The organism is Anaerospora hongkongensis (genome assembly GCF_004339805.1).
Taxonomy (GTDB): Bacteria; Bacillota; Negativicutes; order Sporomusales; family DSM-15969; genus Anaerospora; species Anaerospora hongkongensis.
Genome location: NZ_SLUI01000012.1, coordinates 65,670 through 88,086, shown reverse-complemented (window position 1 = coordinate 88,086; position 22,417 = coordinate 65,670). Strand labels below are relative to the sequence as shown.

Sequence of the window (22,417 nt, the reverse complement as noted above, 5' to 3'; positions counted from 1 at the left end):
TGATTCTCCTTATATTCCCGCTGACTGTTTTCTGTTACTAGTTTGCTCATGAACATCAACCGCAATAACCTCACTTGTGCTGAAAACATACAGATACGTTTCTTTTACTGGTCTCTCCAGTATCGTTGCAACAGCCTGAGCATACAAGCGAAGCTGTGTGGCGTACTTACCGGCCAGCTCCTGCCCCGCCTTTACACGGTCAGTTTTATAATCAATCAACACCAGTCCATCACCATCATCAAAGATACAGTCTACTATCCCCTGAATAAATATCTTTTCGTCTTCGCCCTGCATTTCTCCATAAAAATCCTCAGCCGGCACCAGTAAGCTAAAGGCCATTTCTCGTTTGGACCAGGCCGATCGGATCAGCCGCTGTCCCAGCCCGGAGGAGAAAAATGCACTCACAGCCTGGGTATCTACTGCGGAAACCTCTTCAATAAGTAAAATCTCTTTGTTCACCAATTCCTGCACCTGACTGGCAATACCAGCCGGCGTAATATCGCGTTGCCAGTCTACCTGCTGCATGACGGTATGCATAATTGTCCCAATTTCCGCGCCGTTCAATTTTGTACTTTTATTTTGAATAAAACGGGGACGGGCAATGACCGGAGGCTGCTGCCAGGCTTGGCTTGCATCTTCCCCTGTTGTTTCAATGCGGCGCTTAATTTCCGTTACCGACAGCTTAGCCGGTATCCCCAGTGCATTTTCATGGCCATACTGCCAGTTAAGTGCAGGAAAGACCCACTCGGAACTGTCGTCAGCAGGCACAGGTTCCAGTCGCTCCACTAGGTCCAGCCAGGGATGACGCTCGTTTGTTTCACCCTGCAGTCCGTCAAGATCCGCCGGGCGGTAAATACGGATATCCCACCGGCTGAAATCGGCAGCCAGCTCCCCTGCCGGTTCTCCTTCATGCCCTCCGTACCGGCGCACAGGCTCACCATCGGGGTGGCGGGCAATAGCGGGCATCAGCCAGTCAAGATATGTTTTTGCCGTAGCGATCTGCGCATCAGGTAATGCTGCTGCCAACCGTCCGGTGTAGCGGCACCATTGAGCACATTTCTCGGCCATTTCCGCCGCTGCTCCGACCAGGATCAGTTTCTCCCGCGCCCGCGTTAAAGCAACATAGAGGATTCGCAGTTCTTCGGCTTTGGTCTCCATAACCAGACGGTGACTGATCCCATGCCAAGCCAGCGTCGGATGCTGGAATCGCTGCTCAGGATGATAGCGATAAGGCCCGATGCCAAGGCTTTTATGCAGCAAGATCGCTTCCCGCGTATCCCGTAGGTTAAATTCCTTCCCTAGATCAGCCACAAACACTACCGGAAATTCCAGCCCTTTACTTTTATGGATACTCATAATCCGTACGACATCTTCCCCTTCACCCAGCGCCCGGGCAACGGCCATATCTGAACCATCATCTAAAAGCCGGTCAAGGAAGCGTAGGAAACGAAACAGACCGCGAAAGTTCGTCGCCTCAAACTGGCGGGCCCGGTCATAAAGGGCCTGTAAATTTGCCTGCCGGATAGTCCCTCCCGCCATACCGCCTGCGTAATCATAAAAGCCGGTATCGCGGTAAAGACGCCAAATCAATTCCGCTACACCACGCCGTCTGGCGAAACTGCGCCATTGGCGCAGCTGGTGTAAAAATCCGGTTACCCGCGCACGCTCCTCATCACTTTGCTCAGCTTGGCAATAGCTAGTAACTGCATTCCAGAGGTCACCACCGTCGGCCAGCCGGATTTCTGCTAAAGCAGCCGCCGAAAGACCGACCAGCGGTGAACGCAGCACTGCAGCTAAATGGATATCCTGACGGGGATTATCAATAACGTTAAGCAGCGAAAGCATGATCTGCACTTCTGTTGCCTGAAAATAGCCGGAATCCTGCTCGGCATAGGCAGGAATGCCAAAATAACGCAGTGCCTCCAGCAAGATAGCCGCTTTGCCAGAAACGGCCCGCAGCAGCACTACCATGTCCCGCCATAGCAGCGGTCGCCAGCCTGCTCCTTTATCATAAACCAGGTACCCTTGCTGCTTTAACTCCAGCATACGCCTGGCAATCAGCCAGGCTTCCTGCTCAAAACGGCTTAGTTCTTTTTTATTCTCCACAGGCTTATCACTTTTCGCCTCTGCCGCACTTTCTGCTTCCTCGCCTTGCTCTTCTGCCGTTTCTCCGCCGCCATCCCTGTCGATCAGATGAACCTCAACCGTGTCGGACAGCACCCTGTCCTTTGTTGCCGGATAAACTAAACCGGCATTTAAGTACTCCTTTTCACCATAATCCATTTCAGCAGCATTTTTCGTCATTACTTGTTTAAAGAGAAAGTTAACCGCATGCAGTACGCCAGCCTGACTGCGAAAGTTCTGGGAAAGATCAATGCGCCTTTGCCGCCCTGTGTCCTCAAGTGGATAACAATTATATTTATTCATAAACAGACCCGGCTCTGCCAGCCTGAAACGGTAAATACTCTGCTTCACATCGCCGACCATAAATCGGTTGTCACTGCGCGCTACCAGCTGGAGAATGGTCTCCTGGACACCATTGGTATCCTGATATTCATCCACCATAACCTCAACATACTTGCTCTGCATGTCCTGTGCTACCGGCGATGGCAGAACCTGCTCCGGTGTTGCGGCAGGATCAAGCAGAACTCTAAGGCAAAAATGCTCCAGATCGTGAAAGTCAAGCAGGCCTTTACTGGCTTTTGCCTGTTGAAAGGCCTCCTGATAAGCCAGCGTTAAATCAATTAAATCTTGAACAACCGGACCGGCTGCTGCCATATCGGCAAGTAATTCCGCCTGAGTAGCGGAAAAATACAGCTCACTCGTCTTCTTTATCAGGGCCTTCGCCCGTTTTCGGCCATTTTGCTGAAACTCTTTCGCCTCATCACTTACTCCGGGCTGTTTCTTACGCGGCAATTCTTCGAACTTACAGTGGCTGAGAGCTTCCGCCAGGTGCTGCCAGCCGGACTTGGCAGCCGCTAACACTGCCGTTAACTGCCTTACATCGTTTTCCAAAACAGGCTGATAAGCTTCCGGCTGACCTGGTTTAGCCAACTCGGACAGCATTACTTCGTAATGCGCCAGCGCCTGCTCCAGTTCAAAACCGATTTTCTCCCTAATAAGCTGGGACCAAACCGTTGCATCAATAGAAGCTGGCTCAACTGCAATAAAAGCCGTTGGCAGTTGACGCAGCCAGTGTTCAGGCCAGGGGTGGCTGCGGGCAAAGTTGTACAATTTTAGTATCAAACCGGCAAGAGCCACATCATCGCGTTCACCGCCATAATGCTCAATAAGGCGATAAAATGCTTCATCCCCAGTCTCATAGCGCTCACCGAACAATTTGTCCATTACGTCAAACTGTAATAATTTGATCTCTGCTTCACCAGCCAGACGAAATGCCGGATCGAGATCAAGCCGGTAAAAGTACTGCCTGACTATTGACTGGCAAAAAGAATGAAGTGTTGATATAGAAGCTGCATTAAGCAGCAGCAATTGCCGCTCAATATGCTGTCTGTTATCACCTGCTGCCAGCGCGGCAGTTAGCGCATTGCCTACACGGGTCCTCATTTCAGCGGCTGCCGCCTTCGTAAAGGTAACAACCAGCAACTGGGTAATATCAACCGGATTTTGTTTATCTAATAAACGCTGGATAATACGCTCTACCAGAACGGAAGTTTTTCCTGATCCGGCAGCAGCGGCTACGAGTAAATTTTGGTTGCGGCTGTAAATAGCCTGATGTTGTTCCGCTGACCAGCTCACAGCGTCTCACCCCCTTCGATTCCAGCCAAACGCATTAAAGCCTCTTCATCTTCCATATCGGTAAGTACACGGAATACATTATCCGGCAGTAACGCGTCAAACTGACAGACCGGTTTAAATTCGCAATAGCTGCAGGGTGTGCGGTCCTTCAAATTGTAAGGTTCGATAGCAATATGACCACTGATAATATTGGCAGCTGTTTCTTGCAGCAGCTGGTGTACATGCCCTAAAAGCAGAGAGAATTGTTCGCCGGTTTTTAGGGTACTCCAGTTATCAGCGCGGAACTTTTCATTTTTCAGCCACACCCGGATATATTGCGACCAGCCATCGATGCTGGTATCCAGCAGTTTTACCACTGCCGGCTCTGCAAGTACCCAGCCGGGCATTTTAAGCTGGCTGCTGATTGCCTTCGCAATTTCCGCTTCACTCATTGGGCGCTTTCCAGACACCTTGGGGTTTTTCAGAAAGTAATATAAGGCTCCTGCCGGAATCAGGTCGCCGCCTCCCAGCAGCGGCCCGGCGGCCTGACAAGCTACCAGAAGATACGTCAGCAGCTGCAGCTTTAATCCATAATATACATCCGCTAGCTTTACCCAGGCACCGCCGGATTTGTAATCAATGACCAGAATATAGGTCTGTCCGTCATGCTGCGCCTGATCAAGCCTGTCAATCTGACCTGCCAGTTCTACGATCGTACCATCTGCCAGTGTAAAAGTCAGTGGCGGCCAGTCCGAACCCGACCGGCCAAAAGACTGCTCAAATACGGCAGGCTTAAAAGCACTGGCACCGTCAAAGTTCATCAATTGTCCCACCGAGCGTTCTACTGTCCGGTCGAGACGGGATTTAATATGCTGGTACTGACGGGAGCTTAGCAAAATTTCGTTTTGCAGCTTTGGGGCCAGCTGCTCTGTGATCTCCCGGCATCGCTTAGCTGCTTCGACGGAAGATAAGTCTTGCCACCTCAGCCCTTCAGCTGCCAGACTGTCACCGAAGGCTTTTAAAACGGCATGCAGGAACTGTCCAAAATCTGGGGCCTCTAGCCGAAAAACAGCCCGCGGCTTAAGCGCTAAGCCATACTGGGAAAAATATTGAAAAGGACACGCCCGGTATCCTTCAAAACGGGTAACACTGCCTCTCAGTTTTCCTTGTTTGCAGTACAGGCGGCGGGCTACTCCCTCTGGCAATGCTGCAGCCTGATTTCGATGAAACAGCCCGGCAATTGCCTGACGCATCCCGTCCTGCATAGCGGGATTTTTCTGCGCCCAATTATACACCTGCCACCACACCGGATTTGGCTGCCCGCCGGTTAATGCAGCTCTCAACCCACCTGCCATCGCTGACAGACTGCGGCGGGGGTGAACGATATATTCTCTTTCAGCGCCTTCCGGTGTCTCTATCGGCAGTGTGCGCCAGCTTCCCACGGCCTTCAGCCGCTTCAGCCTGCCAATGACCGGCGAAGGCTCCAGTGCTTTGCCTTCGGCATCTGCTAACGGATAGCTCACCCAAAGGTACCGGCTTGCCCTGGTAAGTGCCCAATACACAATAAATTGTTCATGAAAAACATCGGGCATAGAACCAGGTGCCAATTCTACACCGCAATTAGCCAGAAGCTCCCGTTCACCATCGCTTAACAGGCCTTCTTCCCTGCCCCGCTGCGGCAACACGCCATCATTGACACCCGGCACAAAAACAGCCTTAGCTTCCAGTGTCCGGCTGCGTTCCAGTGTCGATACCGTTACATAATCAAGGCCTGGCGGGATTAAATTAAGCGCCAGCCCTTCCAAGCCTTCACCGGCAATTTGCGCATATTCCTGCAGCGTCATCGGTTCTTCGCCGCAGGCTTCCACCAGCTGATCCAGCAGATTAATTACGCTTTCCCATAATTGACGGTGTTCGCGCCCTTGATCGAGGTCTTTCTTTTCTTCAGCCTGGACGGCCCATCTTTCCAGCTTTTCCGGTACTCCCAACTCCACTAGAAGCTGATAAACAGCTGTAGTATACTCAATTACGGTTACAGCTGCTTTTACCTGTTCCTGAAATTGCAATAAAGGCTGGGTAACAGCAGCGCGGATGGTATTTACTTCATCCAGATATTGCTGCTGTACTTCACTGACATCACTATCTTCGTCCAGTGATAAACGACGGACAAACGTCCATGGTCTGTCATCAGTCCACCGGCTGCCTTTCAGTCCGAATTCTAGACAGTAATTTTCCAGAATATCAATTTCACTCCGTTTTAATGGAAATAACCCGGTTTTTAAGCAACGGAACAACGGGTCATACTGCCAATTCTCGCAAACCACTTCCAGGGCCGAACGAATCAGTTCCGCAAGGGGATGATGCACTGCCGGACGGCGGCGGTCACTAAAATACGGGATATCGTAATCGGTCAGCACCATTTCCAAAATTTCGCTATAGCTTTCACTATCGCGTACTAAAACAGCAATATCACGCCAGCGATAGTGCCGGTCACGGCACAACCGGATGATTTCCCGGGCAATTCCTTCTGCTTCCATCCGCCGGTTAGCCGCTTCCGCTACGACTATGGCACTTGCCTCGCCCGGCCATTCACAAGGCTGCGGTGCAGCAATCTGCTCTTCCAGAAACCCCAGTACCGGAGCGGCAGTAAACCGTTTTCCCGGCACCAGCTGCTGCTCTGTCCTTGTCAGACCGTGGCTTGCACCAAGCTTCACAAGCTCCCGGTACGTGTGATGCTGCCGGTGAAACAACGCAGTTTCTTCTTTGTGCTCTGCCGAATTGGGATTTTCCAGGCACAAGCTGACAGTAATGTCGCTGGCAGCGCTCATGAGAGCGGACAACACCTGGTACTCCTGTGGGGTAAACCAGTGAAATCCGTCTATCCAAATTCGGGCCCCCCTGATGAGGCCGGCGCTGGGAATCCTGTCTGCAAGCATTGTCAATGTATCTTCCGGATCGGTATACCGCCCCTCCAAAAATTCTTCGAACCGTTGGTATAACAACCCCAGGTCATGAACCTTGGCTGCCAGCGGAGCTTGTCCAAGTAAATCTTCCATTTCCACTAACCGTTCAGGTGAAACACAGAAAGTTTTAAACTCCCAGATTGCACTGGCCAGTGTCTCAGCAAAAGTGCGCTGCCGTGCCGCCCTGCCCAGTATTTTCAGTTCTTCCTGATGTTTAATGAGCAGCCGCCTGAGAACTAGCCGCTTACCTAAATCAGTAATTCTTGGTCTTGCCCCGCCGCCATTTTCCAACAATACTTTATGAGCCAAACGGCGGAACCCCAGAACATGCGCCCGGGTAAAGCCGCCACCTTTCGCCTGGGCGGCCAGCAGCCGCTCCGCTTGAAAAGTCGCCTGCTCCGGTACTAGCAAAATGAGCGGTGCGCCTTCAGGCGCGGTATTAAGTTCATCTATGATCTGCTCAAAGCAAACACTGGTTTTGCCTGAGCCAACTCTCCCCAGTATAAGGTTAAGCGCCAAAATGGAACCCTCCTCAGTTACGCGTTATTTGCTATATTTGACCCCGAACATACATTTTCCTCTCCCAGCGTGAAAAAGGAACGTTCTTGCCAGCGTGCATCCTATATGCCGGCATGAACGTTCCCATGATAAAAAACTGCTAATGCAGTCCTTGTTTTCGCAGCTTACGACCTTAGCGCACGATCACCAGGCCCGCTGTCACCAGTACCATTACCGCAAGCATAGCGTAATCGCGGCTGCCTAGTGACACATTGGCCGTAAAACTGCGCGCAGTACCACCAAAGCCTCTGAGGGCAAGACTCATCGCCATTGTTTCTGATCGACTCACTGCCCTTAGTACCAACGGCTCAACAATAGCCAGGTAGGAAGTGAGGCGGCGGATGATGCTGCCTTTTGCAGAATAGCCTCTACAGGCCTGTGCTTCCTGTACTGCACGGCTTTCTGCTATAAAATCAGGTACAAAGCGCAATGCTGCCGTAAACATAAATGCATATTCATAAGGAACCCGGCATTGGCTGACAAGTGCAGCTGTTAAATCCTGCATCCGGGTAGTCGCCAGCAGCAGCAGAAAAACTTCTGTCATCGAAATCATGCGCAAACCGGTAACCAAAGACAATTCAATTCCACTGCCCAGAAGATACTGTAAGCCTGCCAGGGCTGCAGCGAATACAGATAACGCAAGCAGCGCCCTGGCTGTTTTCGCCAAAGCTCCGGCCAGAACAATAAGTGCCAGTTGACCGAGTACCAGCAGAACAAGACCAGAAACCGTATAAAGCAGCAAAGACCATATTGAAACAGCCAGGGTCAATATGAGCTTAGTTAATGGTGCAGCTTTGTTCACTGCCGGTCACCTCCCAGCTTGGTTTGAAGTTTCTGATATAACTCATCTATGGACATAACACATTCTTCACCTGGAAAGACTTCCAGACTGATAGCAACTGCCTGAGGATAATCCAAACTCCATTCGGTAACCGGATAGTTACCGCTGAACAAATGCCGGGGGGTATTGTCAAATACTTTTTCCCCTTCGGCCATGACAATGACCCGCTGCGGATAACGGGCGATAACTTCCATATCATGTGTGACCAAAATAATCGCCATTCCTTGCGAATTCAGCTGCAGCAGCAAATCCAGAAGCTTTTGCCGCTCACAGCTGTCCTGACCACTTGTAGGCTCATCCAGGATCAGCAGCTTAGGCTGCATTGCCAGCGCTGAGGCAATCGTCAGGCGCTGCTTTTGTCCTTTCGATAAGGTTGGCGGATAGGCTCCCGCCAGCTCCGTCAAACCGGTTAAGGACAGCGCCCTGTCAACAGAGTGCTTTATCTCCTCCGGTGAAAAACCTAATTGCTCAGGCCCAAAAGCAGCTTCATGAGCTACAGTATCGCGAAAAATCTGCCTGTCGGGATTTTGAAAAACATAACCGATATGCCGGGCCATGTCAGCCGGTGAAAAGGCAGCCGTATTTTCGCCATTAAGCAGCACACTGCCTGCGCTTGGTTTCTTTAAGGCCGTCAGCAAACGGGTAACGGTGGTTTTGCCGCTGCCATTGCGTCCGGCAATTGCGAGAAACTCGCCTGCTGCCACATGCATACTGACATTTTTCAGCACAGGCTGCTTATGGTTATAGCCAAAGGTGACTTCACGCAGTTCGAGCACTTCGGGCCACTCCCTTCTGTTCAAACGCCAATAATTGCCGAATTTGTGCGGCAGCCTCACCAGGTGAGGTCCAGTCGCCTAACTGGGTTTTCGCCTTTTTTTCCAGCATAAACTTTAGTTTCCATAATGTCGGCACAGCCTCTGCGTAGAGCTGACAGTCAACCATGGCGGTCAAGGTTTGTGTAACCGTGCCGTTCAAGGCAATTGAGCCATTCTCCATCACTATAAGCTGCGTTGCATAGGGCAAAATATTCGTTAACTGATGTTCAACAACAACAATCGTTTTGCCATGATTTTTGTTCAAGTCGCCTAGCAGCCGGTATAGCTCCAGCGTTCCCTCCGGATCGAGGGCTGATGCCGGTTCATCGAGCACAATAATCTCCGGTTCTGTTACCAGAATGCTGGCAACCGCCAATCGCTGCCGCTGTCCGCCGGACAGCCCGGCAACTTCTTGTTCCTCCTTGCCGGATAACCCGACCATTGCCAAAGCCTGGAGCACTCTCCCGGCGATCTCCTGCCGCGGTACTCCCCGGTTTTCCAGCCCGAAAGCAACTTCTTCCGCTACTGTCAGCGCAACCAGCTGGCTTTCGTAATCGGCCAGAACCGTTCCTACCGTTCCGGCTAAATCGGCCATGCTAATCTCAGTCGTCTTTATCCCGCCTACCCTCACGCTTCCGGCCATACGTCCGCCAAAATATTGGGGTACCGCCCCTGCCACGGCCAGGCAAAACGTAGTTTTGCCGGCTCCTTCCGGACCGGTAACAACCGCAAACGCCCCGGCGGGGATAGTGAGGACAATATCATTCAAGACAGGCGCGCCCGTAGAATAAGCATAGGAGAAATGGTCAAATACTATTGCTGTCATTCGCTCTTCCCCCGGGAATTAAATAATTTTTGTGCGGGAAAATAAAGTAGCTGCGTAAGAATCATATTCACTACCGCTACTGCAAATACTACCGGCAGCATTGCATAAAGAAAAACCGACATAGGCAAAGCCAGGACCAGTTTCATAATGGTAATAAAGGTAAGGCCGCTGGCTACCGTACTGATGAAGGTAGCTACTGCCGGCCGCAGGTTATAGCCGCCCAGCGTCATGTTCATGGCCGCATGGGTAATTAGCGCGCATATAATAGCCCCCACTGGCTCGCTCAGCAGATTGCCATAAGGAAAAGCTGATTTTGATAGTGGAATTTGTACTGCCCCTGCAACCAAGCCAATGCCAACAGCCTGCCCGAGTGTGGGTCTGGTGAGATTAATAGCAATGCAATACATGGCAATCATCCAATTCGGTGTAATACCGCCAACACTGGGAGTCACCAGTTTTAGAATTGCACCAATAGCCAGCAGCAGGGTAGTTACTGTTACCCAGCGGTAATTCCCCCCCTGAGCCTGAGTATACGTTACCATTTGTTCTTGCTGTTTATTTTCCATTATCATACGCCTCCTCATCGTTTTTTTAAAATCAAAAAACCCCTCGTTCCTACACTAGTAATTAAACTAGTAGTAGGGACGAGGGGTTAACCCGCGGTGCCACCCTGCTTGGCTGCTACTAAAATAGCAACCCTGCTCAGTCAAAGTACAGGAATACTGTTCATTCCGATACCCGCTTCGATGATAACGGCAGAAGAATGCCGGCGGAGCCTACCCCGTACCAACGGATCGGACCGCATCTCCCAGGCCCATTCGACATGCCGAGTCTGTGCCAAACTTCCACTGCCATTGGCTCGCTGTAACACTCCTGCTATGTGTACTCTTCCTGGTCATTGATATTACCTTATCCAGTTATGTATTGCTTTGACTATAGCAGAAAAGACAAAGCTCTGTCAACAAAAAAATAAAAATGATAGAATATGCTCTTTTGGCCAAACTATTATACGGAGGTGTTTACTATGGATGGATTTGTGTGTTCATCTTGCTACACTTGGCTGGCCCCTCAGCATACTGACTGTCCCAGCTGCGGAGTACCGGTCATCATCGAAGGCGCTCAAAAAAATATTATTGATCATCTTCAACCCAATTGTCTGATTCACCGTTATGACGGTTCAGATATGCTGGAGCCGGCTGTTATCGTCAAAGAAGGCAAAACCAATATGAAAGTAGCAACCAAACTAAAAGAATATGCCAAGCCTGTTACCGTATCCAAGCAAAAAGTCTATCGTTTTGATCAGAATCTGCTAAGCTCCATTCAGGCACTGCGCAATGAGCGCACAGCCACTATTAACCGCTATGATATTATGATTCAGTCTCATTGGAAAAAACTTGAGACTTATCAATAGCACTGCCAGGTCTTCCACGCCTCTCCCACTGCTGCTCCGGGAATCACCGGGTAACCGCCGGCACATAATGAGCGTTCTATGGCATACAAGGTTAACACAATTTCGTTAATGCAGATATTGCCCATATGACCGATGCGGAAGGCTTTCCCTTTCAATGCCCCTATACCACCGGCAACAAAAACATCATATTGTTCCATATTGGCCCGGAAGGCAGTATCCTCTACACCTTCCGGGTATTTTATTACACTGAGGGTAGGTGCCAGCGCCTCTTGAGCAGTAGCCAGCTCGAGTCCGATTGCAGCCAAACCTGCCCGAATGCTGGCTGCAATCCGGTTGTGCCTGCTATACCGTTCTTCCAAGCCTTCGGCAAGCACAATTTTAACGGCTTCCTGCAGCGCAACAATCAAATTGACTGGGGGAGTGGAGAAATACAAGCCCGGATTCTCCATAATAGGCAGCCAGTTCTTCCAGTCAGAATAATAGCCCGGCACATTGCCCAACTCCTCCCGGCGCTGCAGGGCCCGCTCACTGAATGCAACCATCGTCAAACCAGGCGGAGTGCCAAAAGCCTTCTGACAAGTCGTAACAATGACATCAATGCCAAAGTCCCGCATTGGTTCAGGCACGGCAGCACTGGCACAAACTCCGTCCACAATATACAGCGTGTTAAATTTATGGGCCAGCTGCCCAATTGCCCGGATTCCGGCCATCGCACCTGTCGAAGTGTCGACATGGGTCACGATGATGGCTTTATAATTTTTTGCCTGTAATTTTTCCTCTATCAAAGTTAGCGGTACTACCTGTCCCGCCGGGCAAGTCAATACTTCAGCATGTATCCCCAAGGCTTTGGCAATTAAGCCAAACCTGTCGCCAAAGACACCGTGCGAAACTACCAGCACCGCTTCACCGGCACGAACCGTATTAAGCAAGCCCATTTCCATAGCCAGCGTTCCCGCTCCACCGGTTACAATGATGTGATCTGCCTGGAAAATCTGCTTCAGCCCAGTTAGGCACTCCTTGTAGATGGCAACAAAGCCACTATACGTATGTCCGTAAGTTTGAATCGCCATCGCCTGGCGAATCGACTCGGCTACGGGGGTCGGTCCCGGAATCATTACTAATGGGGCTTGTTTTATCATATTCATACCTCCTGTCAGCTTGATGAATCAAACAATACGGTGTAATCAGGAAAATCCCTTCAGGAAATTAAAATAATTTTCTGTCAATGACGAACCTCATAATACTGCAATAGTTCACTCATTGTAACAAATTGATATCCCTGTGCCCGGAACTGGTCAATCAGCTGGCCTACTGCCTGGGGAGTCGGCATTTTGTCCTGACCATCATGAAACAGGAATATACTGCCTGGCTTAACATTCTCACTGGCAGTTTTGACGACCTGGCTGACGGAAGGGCGGCTCCAGTCACGGGTATCCACAGTCCACATTACCGTGGTATAGCCTTTTTCCTGCAGCTTATTAACCAATAAGTCATTATAACCACCACCGGGAGGTCGAAAAAAAACCGGTTTAACGCCAACCTGTGCCAAAATCAGTTCGTTACGTTCAACTTCCGCTAAATACTGCTCCAATGATATTTGATGCAGAAATTGATGGCTATAGCCATGATTGCCGATTTCATGCCCGTCAGCAATAACTTGCTTTAGTAAATCGCCATGAGTTTCGGCATTGCGGCCTAATATAAAAAACGTTGCTTTTACCCCTTTTTCCCGCAATACCTTTAATAGCTCAGGCGTTGTGCCGGGATGAGGGCCGTCATCAAATGTAAAAGCAACTACCTTATGAGTTGTTGGCACCTGCCGGATAATTTTATTTTGTTTTTCCAAGCTTCCCAAAGTCCCACCCGCCGCGAGTATTGCCAATACCGTAATCATACTCCACAGCCGCAACCCTTTATATTTCATGATTGTTCCCCCTTTACCGGCTACAACTACTATTACGCTGAAATTCGACTGCATATGACTACCTAGCCGCCAATATAATGTGATAGTGCCGTGCTAACTGATGCGGTACCCGTAGAAGGGGGATGACATATGGTAGGTCCTTGGATAAAATCTTTTTTTTCGTATTTGCTGGTTTTCTTATTAACAACATCGGCAGTGGTAACTGCAGCCCCCAAACCGCCCACAATACACGCAAATGCTGCTATCCTGATGGATGCCAAAACCGGCGAGGTTTTATTTGCCCAAAACATACATAAGCGTTACGCTCCCGCCAGTACGACAAAAGTACTTACAGCAATTATTGCCATTGAAAGCGGACGTCTGGAGGAAGAAGTGGAAATTAGCCTCCGTGCCGCAGGAACAGGCGGATCATCCATGCATCTTTATGCCGGCCAAAAGTTATCCCTGCGCGAACTTGTCACCGGCCTTCTCCTGCGCTCCGGCAATGATGCCGCCGTTGCGATTGCCGAGCACCTTTCCGGATCAGTGGAGGAGTTTGTCCTTGCAATGAATGCCAAAGCCCAGTCTTTAGGTGCAGTCAACAGTAATTTTCGCAACCCTCACGGCCTTACCGCCGTTAGCCATTATTCTACAGCCTTTGACCTTGCCTGGATATCCCGTTATGCACTTACCAATCCTATTTTTGCGGAAATTGTCAATACACGGGAAACAACCATTGACTGGCTCGACCGGCGCGGCAAAGAAAAAGATGCTAACTTGCGAAATACTAACAAATTACTGTGGATGCTGGAGGATGCCGATGGTGTAAAAACAGGCACTACCGGCGAGGCCGGTCCATGCTTAGTGTCCAGTGCCACCCGCGGCAATCAGCGGCTGATTGCGGTAGTCCTGCACGATCACTCCCGCTGGCAGGACTCTATGCAGCTGCTTAAGTACGGTTTTGACAGCTTCGATATATATGAATATGCCGATGCCGGCGATATTGTTGGTCCTATTACGGTCGAAGGTGGTACGGCCGATGCGGTGGACGTAACAATTAACCAGGTTGCTGCCGTAATCGTCAAGCCAGAAGACTATCCACATGTTACCGTTGAGCTCGACTTGCCGGAAAAAATAAAAGCCCCTGTTTACCAGGGGCAGAAAATTGGTGAAGTTATCTTTTTTGTCCGGGACAAAGCAGTAAAGACCGTAGATATTATTTCCACCAAGGATGTTGCAGAACAAACTCCCACCTCAATCTTTTTTGAGTATCTGCTGTATCTGTTCCGTATCGTGTCCGGCTGGGGAGTATTTTAATTATACCGTTTTACGGTTTGCGGTAGAAAAAGGGCATATAGCTTTGGAAACCGATATCCCGGAAATTTAGAATTGCTTCTGTTCCACCAACAAACAACACGCCGCCTGATTTTAGCGAGGCAAAAAAGCGCCGGTACAACGCATCTTTTGCTTCTTCCGTAAAATAGATAACGACATTGCGGCAAAGAATGAGGTCAAAACCGCTGTCAAATTTATCAAGCAGTAAATTATGACGACCGAACTCAACGCGGGACTTAATATCTTCGCTAAGCTGAAACGTACCGTCAACCTGTTTAAAATACTTGCTCAGCCGGGGAGTAGGCATATTTTTCAGTTCGTTCATCGTATAATACCCTTTTTTTGCTTTCCCCAGAATCTCCATATCTAAATCAGTTGCCAGAATACGGTGTTTGACTCCCGGTGTCAGTTCATTTAAAATCATTGCAATAGAGTAAGGCTCCGCGCCTATTGAGCAGCCGGCACTCCAGATACTTAGTTTTTTATTTTTATTGAGCAGGTCCGGAATGACCTTTTTCTCCAATTCATCGAATTTTTCGGGAGTACGGAAAAATTCCGTCACATTAATGGTGAGAAAATCGATAAATTCTTTATACAATTGAGAATTTCGTTCCATCATATCAAAAAAGCCCAAGTATGTTGTAGCTCCGTGACGGGTCATGAGATTCGTGATGCGCCGCTGCATTTGTGTTGGTTTATAATCATTCAGATTAATGCTGGATTTGGTGAAAAGTCTTTGCTTAAATGTTTCCCAATCTTTTTCATTACTCACGTCAAAGCCCTCCGAATTGTAGCATGTATGGTATTATATAAGCCTGCTACTTCGACAAAACCTAGACATTCTCCTACCAAAAAGACAGGGCTCTACGCCCTGTCTTTTGGTTTCATCATTTTTATTTTTTTGCTTTGTTAATAAATGAACCGTCAATAAACTTTGTCAAATCAGGTGCCTGGCTCAAAATCTTTTGATTTACATAGAAAGCACCGGCCCGTTTGCCTACTTCAAATATAGTTCCCGGCTTTTCCTTAGTTCCGTAGAACTCCAGGTTACCTGCAAGGTCGTAGAATTTAACGGTTTTAACATCAGCGGCTACATCTTCGGATTTCATTTTAAAGGCTGCGGCCAAAATCTTATTCGCATCTTCCGGATTCTTGTTCAGATAATCAGTCGCTTCGGCGAGAGCGTCAACGAGAGCCTGCACAGCTTGCGGATCTTTCTGCACTAACTCCTCCCTGACAGCCAAAACATCAGCAATCAGGCCAGGAGTATCCTTAGTGGTAGAAAGTACACGGTCACCCGCAGCCACTGCTTTACTTAAATGCGGTTCCCAGGTTACGGCCGCATCAACTTTACCAGCCATAAAGGCTGATGCCGCCTCACTTGCTTTCATATCTACCGCTTTAATGTCACTATCCGTTAGCCCGGCCTTTTCTAGTATGGTAGAAAGGAAGAAATGCGATGCAGACCCCCTGTGAAAAGCAATTTCCTTGCCTTTAAGGTCAGCTACATTTTCAATACCGCGGCCCTGTTTAACAATAAGGCCGTCGGCACCGTTAGAAGAATCAAAAGCCCAGACAAATTTCATTGGTACACCTTCACCGGCAGCGGAAACAGAAACATCCAGTGAGGCGGCCATTGCCTGAATACGATTGGCAACAAGCGACTGCTTCCGGTCGCCAACTCCCTCAATTGACTGCAGTTCAACATCGAGACCCCTACTTTTAAAATATCCTTTTTCTTTAGCAATAAATAAGGCCCCATAGCCGGTCCAGGGAGTATAACCAATAATTACTTTTTTCTCAGTCTTCTCTGTTTTGGGCTGCGCAGCTGGATTGGAAGCACACCCGGTGACGGCCAGAACTGCTGCAGCTGCCAGCAGCAATAATGCCAGTACTTTTTTCCTCACAGACATCTCCTCCATAAATGAATTAGCTTGGTACTATGAATTCGCCACTTCTTTATCATTTCCTTCCTTTAATTAGATAAAATATTAGAGTGTTAATAATGCAATTTAAAAAATAAACCCCTATCCCGGGATTTATTTTTTAAATTGCATTATTCTAACGGCAGCCAGATAGAAAAGCTCGTACCTTTACTTAACTCACTCTGCACTTCGATCCTGCCGCGATGATTGTCTTCAATTACCCGGTACACTACCGCCAGTCCCAACCCGGAACCATCTTCTTTGGTCGTGAAAAACCGCTCGCCAAGACGAGATAAATGTTCCGGCCGGATTCCCTCTCCTGTATCCTGAATGAGAACAAAAGCCTGCCCATCTTCGCGCTTAACAGAGATAGTCAGCTTCCCGCCTTTCGGCATTGCCTGGATAGAATTTGTGCATAAATTCAAAAATGCTTGCTTTAGCTGCGCCCCGTCCGCCATTATCCCGATACTTTCTGTCTCAATAAACTCAATGTCAACTCCATTATAAATTCCCCGTCCGCTTGCCAGTAAATATACACTGCGCAAGATGCCCGTCAAGCTGCATTTTGTCCTTCGCATGGAATGAGGTTTCGCTAAGCTTAAGAATTCACTTATGATTACTTCCACACGGTCCACTTCTTCTACAATCAGCTTGCCGTATTCATGAGCCTTCGGATCCTTGGTTCTGCTTGACAATAGCTGCATAAAGCCGCGAATTCCCGTTAGGGGATTACGCACTTCATGAGCAACGCTGGCAGCAATTTCTGCTACTGCATTCGCCTTCTCCGCCTGTAGTGCCATTATATCCACTTCACGGTCACTAAGTTGCAATACCTTTCGGTAAACAAGCACGCCGATCAGGAGAATCCAGAGCAGAACGGCAGGAATTTCATAGGTCAGTAAAGCCGCCACCGGGGAATACACCGCGCTGGTAGGCTGCGAAAGCACAACTGCGCCCTGATTATCTGCCAAAGGACGTGTTACTACCAGCCGCCAGTCTTTTTCCAGCACGCTTGTCTCCGCTAGTGCTGCCTGGCGTCCCTGCAGCGCTAGTTGAATCGACTCCAGCCTGCTCAAACTTGTCCCGATGTACTGCGGATGAGAGAAAGCAATAATGACCCCATTAGTATCCGTCACCCCCAAGAAGGAATGCTCCCGGTCACTAATTAAATCAGAAAGCATATTATTCAGTCTATACGGGTCTATCACTGCCTGAATGATTCCTGCAACACCCCCGTCCTGCACGAGGGGAACGTAAACAGCCAGCGCCCGGCTGCCCAGCTTAGTATAAAGTTCTGAAATTCCCGGTTTTGAACTTTTTAAGGCTTTTTGAAAATACTTATCCGGGCTGTTTAAGGGCTGACTCAATTGCTGCTGATGCGTCGAATAAACAGTCTGTCCCTCAGAATCGATAATACTGATTGAGCTGATTTCAGGATAATCAATCCCAATTTTTTGCAACCGATTCAGCGTTCCCAGATTGGCTCCAGTGGGCGTAACCGGATCAACGGCAGTTACTAATACTTCTTGAATTCTGGCAAAATAGCTGTTAACCCGATCAGTACCATGATGCAGTATAGAGACATTCTTATCAACACACTGCTGTTGCACGCCCTCTAGTGTCATTGATATCAATCCCACTGTACACAGCAAAAAAAGCAATAGAATACTGCCGAAACCCCATTGCTTTTCTCCATAAATTTTTTTCCCTATCACACTTGCACCCGCCTCGATTTACCTATATTTTCCAATATACGAGGATTTTCCTATTATTTCAAGTTTATTTTTTATATTTATAAATATTTTACAAAATTAAAGATAAAAAAAAGAATCTGCCCATATTTTATGAGCAGATTCGACACGTTCTACTATAAAAGCTGTTCTAGCGGTGTATAAGCAATCTTAAGAGCATCCGCTACTGCTTTATAGGTAAGTTTTCCGTCCAGAACATTGATGCCTTTAGCTAAGCCGGCATCATGCTGTACAGCTTGTTTCCAGCCTTTATTGGCGATCTGTAAAGCGTACCCCAAAGTAGCATTTGTCAAGGCAAAGGTCGATGTACGGGCAACTGCACCGGGCATATTTGCTACAGCATAATGGACAACTCCGTACTTCGTATAAGTAGGATCGCTATGAGTCGTTACACGGTCAATGGTTTCCACCGACCCGCCTTGATCTATGGCAACGTCAACGATTACAGAACCGGGTTCCATCGTCTTAACCATATCATCGGAAACGAGTTTAGGCGCCCGGGCTCCGGGCAGTAATACGGCTCCAACCAGTAAGTCTGCCTTTTTAACCCATTGCGCAATATTGTAGCTATTGGACATTACAGTTGTTACCTGACCATTGAATAAATCATCCAGTTGACGGAGACGGTCAGCCGACAAATCGAGTATTGTGACTCGGGCCCCCAGGCCTAATGCCATTTTAGCAGCATTCGTACCAACAATACCGCCGCCGACTATTACTACCTGCGCCGGTTCTACTCCTGGAACGCCGCCAAGGAGTACGCCTTTTCCGCCAAAGGGCTTCTCCAAAAATTGGGCACCCACCTGCACAGACATCCGTCCGGCAACTTCACTCATCGGTGTCAGGAGCGGTAAAGAATGATGCGGACCTTCTATTGTTTCATAGGCAATGCCAATTACCTTTTTCTCCAGTAAGGCCTTTGTTAATTCCGGTTCAGGAGCCAAATGAAGATAAGTAAAAAGAATTTGCCCTTCATGAAAAAGCTCATATTCCGGAGCAAGCGGCTCCTTTACCTTCATAATCATTTCAGCCGAATCAAAAAGCTGTTTTTTATCACAGATAATTTGCGCACCGGCCTTAAGATAGCTCTCGTCAGAAAACCCGCTGCCCAAGCCTGCATTTTGCTCAACTAAGACAGTATGTCCGGCCTGGCGAAGCATTTCAGCTCCAGCCGGTGTAAGAGCAACTCGATTTTCATTGTTTTTAATTTCCTTTGCAACTCCAATAATCATATAAAACCCCTCCTGCCAATCATTATATTTTCTTACCAGGTGCCGTTAACTATTATTGCAAAAAGCATGCCAAAATAAAAACACAGCAGCATTAGCTCGTGCTAATGCTGCTGTGTTAACTTTTATTTCCAACACTGGAATTATTTCATTCCAATTGGAAACTTTTAATTCCAGTAACCTATTTCAAACTAAAGCTTTCTTTATTTTTCTGGCATTCTACAATCAGCTTATCTAAGCGGGCACTCAAAAACATGACCGCGGGATGATTCAAATTGCCTTGCTTTTCTATCACTAACGCATTTAACTGATTGCGCAATAACTCAATTTCCTGCTCTTGTTTCGTTATATTACTCATTGACGCTTAAACTCCTTGCCTGCTTATTGTACACTTGTTCACGCCGCCAGTTAAACCAGGATGTGTCCTGCAACGGTCGGGCAGGATGTCTGGACAAAGGTCATGCGTGGATTGTTACAGGGGGCAACATCAAAAATTATTGAAAGCCTTGCAGCACTGCTTCCAGAACCATGGTTGTCGTCACTGAACCTACGCCACCTGGCACAGGGGTAATGAAGCCGGCTATGGGAGCCACGTTTGTAAAATCAACGTCACCAACCATTTTCCCGTCAACTTCGTTAATTCCCACATCAATGACCACTGCCCCGGGTTTAATCATTTCCATTTGCACCAAATTGGCTTTTCCCACTGCAGCGATGACAATATCACCTTGTGAAACGACTGCAGCCAGATCCTGGGTCTTAGAATGACATACCATTACAGTAGCATTACGTGCTAACAATAATTGAATAAGCGGTTTGCCGACAACATTGCTGCGGCCGATTATAACTGCCTTCCGGCCGCTAAGCTCGATATGATAATGATCTAAAATAGCCATTACGGCGCGTGGTGTGCAAGGAGCGGCTAAACTCTTCCCGGCTGCAACCAGGCCAATGGTTAACGGATTCAGTCCGTCAATATCCTTATCTGGCTGGATATGAGCTGCAAGCAGATCTGCATCAAGATGCGCAGGCAACGGCATCATTGGCAGTATCCCTTGTACAGCCGGATCAGCATTGAGCTCAGTAATTACCTGCAGCAAATCAGCTTGTGAAACTTGTGCAGGCAGAGCCTTAATAAAGACAGCAAAACCCATATCACCGGCTAATTTAGCCATACGGTCCGTATAAATCCTGGAGGCCGCATCTGCGCCAACTATTACAATCGCGAGTCCTGGTATCCTGTTTTGCTCAGTCAACGAAGCAACCCTTGCTTGTATATTCGCTTTTCGCTCTGCCGCTACCCGTTTTCCATCTAATAATACTGCCATATAACTCCTCCTAAAAAAGGCCGGTAATGCGCCCATTTTTGTCTACGTCGATTTTTTCAGCAGCAGGGAACTTTGGCAGGCCCGGCATTGTCATAATATCACCAGTCAGCATGACAATAAATCCGGCTCCGGCAGAAACCCGTGCCTGACGCACGGTGATAACGAAATCCTGCGGTCTGCCGAGCAGATTCGCATCATCAGAAAACGAATACTGGGTCTTAGCCATACAGATCGGCAAATGGTCGTAGCCCATTCTCTCCAGCTCTGCCATTGTCTTTTCCGCTTCTTTTGTAAAAACAACACCCTTTGCGCCGTAAACTTCACCAGCGATAGTCCGTACTTTATCTGCTAACGGGATATCAAGCGAATAAATGGGTGCAAACCGGGCACTGCCGCTATCGGCTAATTCAAGCACTGCCTGCGCTAATTCGAGTCCCCCTTGGCCGCCTTCTGCCCAGACATTGGAGATGGCTACCGGTACACCGGCTTGCTGGCAGATTGTCTTAACTGCAGCCAATTCTTCGTCAGTATCGGTGGGGAAGACATTTACTGCCACTACTGCAGGCACACCAAATTTCGAAATATTTTCGATATGTTTCTCAAGATTGGCCGCGCCTTGAATAACGGCCTGTACATCAGGTATGGTAAGCGCGGTTTTCGGCACCCCGCCATGCATCTTTAAAGCCCGAACCGTGGCGACAATGACTGCAGCCTGAGGTTTGAGACCCGCATAGCGGCACTTGATATCAAAGAACTTTTCTGCTCCCAGATCCGCACCGAAGCCGGCTTCGGTAACTACATAATCACTTAGTTTAAGAGCCAGCTTTGTTGCCATAACACTATTACAGCCATGAGCAATATTAGCAAAGGGGCCCCCATGGATAAATGCCGGAACATGTTCCAGGGTCTGCACCAGATTCGGCTTTATTGCCTCTTTCAGCAAAGCAGCCATCGCACCTTGTGCCTTCAGCATCCCTACAGTCACAGGCTCATTATCATACGTATAGGCCACCACAATGCGGGCCAGACGCTCTTTCAAATCCTCCAGATCAGCAGCCAGGCACAATATAGCCATTACTTCCGAGGCCACAGTAATATCATAACCGTCTTCGCGCGGTACACCATGCGCTTTGCCGCCTAATCCAATGATAATATTTCTGAGAGCTCGGTCATTCATATCGACGACCCTCCGCCACACAATACGGCGCGGATCAATACGCAGGGCATTGGATTGCTGAATATGATTATCCAGCATAGCGGACAGCAGGTTATGAGCACTGGATACGGCATGCATGTCGCCGGTAAAGTGCAAATTGATATCTTCCATCGGCACTACCTGAGCATAGCCACCACCAGCAGCACCGCCTTTTACCCCCATACAAGGGCCAAGGGAAGGTTCCCGCAAAGCAACTGCCACTCTTCTGCCTAACTTTGCAATTCCCTGCGCTAAGCCTACTGTTGTGGTCGATTTGCCTTCCCCGGCCGGAGTCGGAGTAATTGCCGTTACCAGAATCAGCTTCCCTTCCTCCCGCTTGGCTAATTTTTCATAGATATCGAGACTAATTTTGGCCTTATATTTACCATATTGTTCAATAAATTCCGGTTCAATCCCCAGTTTATCGGCGACTTGCCCGATTGGCAGCATTTTGGCTGCCTGCGCTATTTCAATATCACTAAGCATATTACATCCTCCCGCTCTAGGTTTCTGCGTCTGTTTTTTATTCGTGCTGACAATAAGCTTTCCTGCCGGTTCGCTCTAGGAAATTTTTCTTGACCCTCCGGATCTTATTGGAA

The 22,417-nt window shown here is 48.6% G+C and carries 17 protein-coding genes and 1 other annotated feature; of the genes, 2 read left to right on the top strand and 15 right to left on the bottom strand.

Annotated elements, in window-relative coordinates; genetic code table 11:
* Positions 1–9 precede the first annotated feature (9 nt).
* From addA to EV210_RS16755, 6 genes are all read right to left on the bottom strand, one after another.
* Entirely contained in the window at positions 10–3,759 is a 3,750-nt protein-coding gene (gene addA / locus EV210_RS16780) for a helicase-exonuclease AddAB subunit AddA (protein ID WP_132082517.1), read from the bottom strand.
* Entirely contained in the window at positions 3,756–7,220 is a 3,465-nt protein-coding gene (addB, locus tag EV210_RS16775; protein WP_132082516.1) for a helicase-exonuclease AddAB subunit AddB, read from the bottom strand. The genes addA and addB overlap by 4 nt, the downstream gene beginning before the upstream one ends.
* A gap of 172 nt (positions 7,221–7,392) precedes the next feature.
* On the bottom strand, positions 7,393–8,061 hold the full coding sequence (locus tag EV210_RS16770; protein ID WP_132082515.1) for an energy-coupling factor transporter transmembrane component T family protein: 669 nt from the start codon (positions 8,059–8,061) through the stop codon (positions 7,393–7,395).
* Positions 8,058–8,876, bottom strand: coding sequence for an energy-coupling factor ABC transporter ATP-binding protein (locus EV210_RS16765; protein WP_132082514.1), 819 nt, complete (start codon positions 8,874–8,876; stop codon positions 8,058–8,060). Before EV210_RS16765 ends, EV210_RS16770 begins: the two co-directional genes overlap by 4 nt.
* On the bottom strand, positions 8,860–9,741 hold the full coding sequence (locus EV210_RS16760) for an energy-coupling factor ABC transporter ATP-binding protein (protein ID WP_132082513.1): 882 nt from the start codon (positions 9,739–9,741) through the stop codon (positions 8,860–8,862). The genes EV210_RS16765 and EV210_RS16760 overlap by 17 nt, the downstream gene beginning before the upstream one ends.
* Positions 9,738–10,307, bottom strand: a complete 570-nt coding sequence (locus EV210_RS16755; RefSeq protein ID WP_132082512.1) for a tryptophan transporter — start codon at positions 10,305–10,307, stop codon at positions 9,738–9,740. Before EV210_RS16755 ends, EV210_RS16760 begins: the two co-directional genes overlap by 4 nt.
* A 71-nt stretch (positions 10,308–10,378) precedes the next feature.
* Positions 10,379–10,649 (bottom strand) — a binding site (T-box leader).
* 116 nt (positions 10,650–10,765) lie between these two features.
* Here EV210_RS16755 and EV210_RS16750 point away from each other — a divergent pair.
* Positions 10,766–11,152, top strand: coding sequence for an RING finger protein (locus EV210_RS16750; protein WP_132082511.1), 387 nt, complete (start codon positions 10,766–10,768; stop codon positions 11,150–11,152).
* On the opposite strand, the gene EV210_RS16745 is transcribed toward EV210_RS16750, so the two are convergent.
* Entirely contained in the window at positions 11,146–12,291 is a 1,146-nt protein-coding gene (locus tag EV210_RS16745; RefSeq protein ID WP_165898945.1) for a pyridoxal-phosphate-dependent aminotransferase family protein, read from the bottom strand. The two genes, EV210_RS16750 and EV210_RS16745, sit on opposite strands and share 7 nt — an antisense overlap.
* A gap of 83 nt (positions 12,292–12,374) precedes the next feature.
* The gene (locus tag EV210_RS16740) at positions 12,375–13,076 is read right to left on the bottom strand and encodes a polysaccharide deacetylase family protein (protein WP_132082509.1); all 702 of its coding nucleotides are present in this window, start codon (positions 13,074–13,076) and stop codon (positions 12,375–12,377) included.
* Positions 13,077–13,205: 129 nt separating this feature from the next.
* Between EV210_RS16740 and EV210_RS16735 the strand changes: the two genes are divergently transcribed.
* Positions 13,206–14,372 (top strand): D-alanyl-D-alanine carboxypeptidase family protein, encoded by a 1,167-nt coding sequence (locus EV210_RS16735; RefSeq protein ID WP_132082508.1) that lies wholly within the window; start codon positions 13,206–13,208, stop codon positions 14,370–14,372.
* Positions 14,373–14,382: 10 nt separating this feature from the next.
* On the opposite strand, the gene EV210_RS16730 is transcribed toward EV210_RS16735, so the two are convergent.
* The 7 genes from EV210_RS16730 to EV210_RS16700 form a co-directional block, all read right to left on the bottom strand.
* Positions 14,383–15,162 carry a CheR family methyltransferase gene (locus EV210_RS16730; protein WP_132082507.1) on the bottom strand — a complete coding sequence of 260 codons (780 nt, stop codon included), beginning with the start codon at positions 15,160–15,162 and terminating at the stop codon, positions 14,383–14,385.
* A 121-nt stretch (positions 15,163–15,283) separates the two neighbouring features.
* Positions 15,284–16,297 (bottom strand): ABC transporter substrate-binding protein, encoded by a 1,014-nt coding sequence (locus EV210_RS16725; protein ID WP_132082506.1) that lies wholly within the window; start codon positions 16,295–16,297, stop codon positions 15,284–15,286.
* Positions 16,298–16,446: 149 nt separating this feature from the next.
* A complete protein-coding gene (locus EV210_RS16720; protein ID WP_132082505.1) occupies positions 16,447–18,030 on the bottom strand; it encodes an ATP-binding protein in 1,584 nt (527 codons plus the stop codon).
* Positions 18,031–18,182: 152 nt separating this feature from the next.
* Entirely contained in the window at positions 18,183–19,298 is a 1,116-nt protein-coding gene (gene ald, locus EV210_RS16715) for an alanine dehydrogenase (protein ID WP_132082504.1), read from the bottom strand.
* A gap of 178 nt (positions 19,299–19,476) precedes the next feature.
* A complete protein-coding gene (locus tag EV210_RS16710; RefSeq protein ID WP_132082503.1) occupies positions 19,477–19,653 on the bottom strand; it encodes an aspartyl-phosphate phosphatase Spo0E family protein in 177 nt (58 codons plus the stop codon).
* Between the two features lie 136 nt (positions 19,654–19,789).
* A complete protein-coding gene (locus EV210_RS16705; protein WP_132082502.1) occupies positions 19,790–20,623 on the bottom strand; it encodes a bifunctional 5,10-methylenetetrahydrofolate dehydrogenase/5,10-methenyltetrahydrofolate cyclohydrolase in 834 nt (277 codons plus the stop codon).
* Between the two features lie 10 nt (positions 20,624–20,633).
* Positions 20,634–22,304: a formate--tetrahydrofolate ligase gene (locus tag EV210_RS16700; RefSeq protein WP_132082501.1), complete on the bottom strand. Its 1,671-nt coding sequence runs from the start codon at positions 22,302–22,304 to the stop codon at positions 20,634–20,636.
* Positions 22,305–22,417: the final 113 nt, after the last annotated feature.

Bases quoted from the DNA above. Each gene is read 5' to 3' on its own strand.
- ald (WP_132082504.1), bottom strand. From the start codon at position 19,298: ATGATTATTGGAGTTGCAAAGGAAATTAAAAACAATGAAAATCGAGTT.
- EV210_RS16750 (WP_132082511.1), top strand. From the start codon at position 10,766: ATGGATGGATTTGTGTGTTCATCTTGCTACACTTGGCTGGCCCCTCAG.
- EV210_RS16755 (WP_132082512.1), bottom strand. From the start codon at position 10,307: ATGGAAAATAAACAGCAAGAACAAATGGTAACGTATACTCAGGCTCAG.
- EV210_RS16710 (WP_132082503.1), bottom strand. From the start codon at position 19,653: ATGAGTAATATAACGAAACAAGAGCAGGAAATTGAGTTATTGCGCAAT.
- EV210_RS16705 (WP_132082502.1), bottom strand. From the start codon at position 20,623: ATGGCAGTATTATTAGATGGAAAACGGGTAGCGGCAGAGCGAAAAGCG.
- EV210_RS16700 (WP_132082501.1), bottom strand. From the start codon at position 22,304: ATGCTTAGTGATATTGAAATAGCGCAGGCAGCCAAAATGCTGCCAATC.
- EV210_RS16735 (WP_132082508.1), top strand. From the start codon at position 13,206: ATGGTAGGTCCTTGGATAAAATCTTTTTTTTCGTATTTGCTGGTTTTC.
- EV210_RS16745 (WP_165898945.1), bottom strand. From the start codon at position 12,291: ATGATAAAACAAGCCCCATTAGTAATGATTCCGGGACCGACCCCCGTA.
- EV210_RS16760 (WP_132082513.1), bottom strand. From the start codon at position 9,741: ATGACAGCAATAGTATTTGACCATTTCTCCTATGCTTATTCTACGGGC.
- EV210_RS16740 (WP_132082509.1), bottom strand. From the start codon at position 13,076: ATGAAATATAAAGGGTTGCGGCTGTGGAGTATGATTACGGTATTGGCA.